The 910-nt window shown below is 70.7% G+C and carries 1 protein-coding gene; it reads right to left on the bottom strand.

Annotation, left to right across the window (positions count from 1 at the left end):
* Positions 1–910 (bottom strand): AMP-binding protein (locus tag AB4112_RS36010; RefSeq protein WP_441727277.1); only part of this gene is annotated, 910 nt, incomplete at both ends.

Raw genomic sequence — 910 nt, 5'->3', positions numbered from 1 at the left:
GCGGCCTAGGAAGTCGAGGACGCCGTCGGGGCGCCAGCGGGCGAGGTCGCCGGTGCGGTACATGCGGGCGCCGGGAGGCCCGAAGGGGCAGGCGACGAAGCGCTCGGCGGTCAGGCCCGGGCGGTTGAGATAGCCCCGCGCCAGACCCGCCCCCGCGATGTACAGCTCCCCCGGCACTCCCGCAGGCACCGGATGCAGCCCACCGTCCAGCACATACACACGCGTGTTCCAGATCGGCGCTCCGATCGGCGGCATCTCCACGCCGGACAGCGGCTCGCTCATCGTTGCGCAGACCGTGGCCTCGGTGGGGCCGTAGGCATTGATCAGCCGTCGCCCCTGCGACCACCGCCCTGCCAACTCCGGGGGGCAGGCCTCGCCGCCGACCACTAAGGTTTGGAACCCCGCGAATTGCGCAGACGGCAGGCTGGCGAGCGCCGCCGGCGGAATCAGCGCATGACTGACCGCGTGGCACGCCAGCAGTTCGGCCAATGCTTCACCAGCGTGCCCGCCGGGCGGCGGCAGGACCAGCGCTGCGCCCGCGGGAAAGGCCATAAGCAGCTCCATGATTGCCGCATCGAAGCTGATGGAGGCGAATTGGAGGATGCGGGCTTCTGGCGTGATGACCAAACGGTCCATCTGGCTGGAGGCCAGGCTGGCTATGCCGGCATGGGAGACGAGGACGCCCTTTGGAGTTCCGGTGGAGCCGGAGGTGTAGATGAGATAGGCGGGGTGGAGGGGTTGGAGGGGGTGCAGGCGGGTGTCGTCGGTGGGGTTGGTGTCGGGGGAGCGTTCGAGCTGGGCGAGGAGTGCGGTGTCGTCGAGGCGGAGGAGCGGGGCGGTGTCGGGCAGGGCGCGGCCGGCGGTGCCGGCGGTGAGGACGAGCCTGGGGTCGGCGTCCTTGAGCATGAAG

The organism is Inquilinus sp. 2KB_23, assembly GCF_052115705.1.
Classification (GTDB): Bacteria; Pseudomonadota; Alphaproteobacteria; order DSM-16000; family Inquilinaceae; genus Inquilinus; species Inquilinus ginsengisoli_A.
This window is presented reverse-complemented; position numbering and strand designations above follow the sequence as displayed.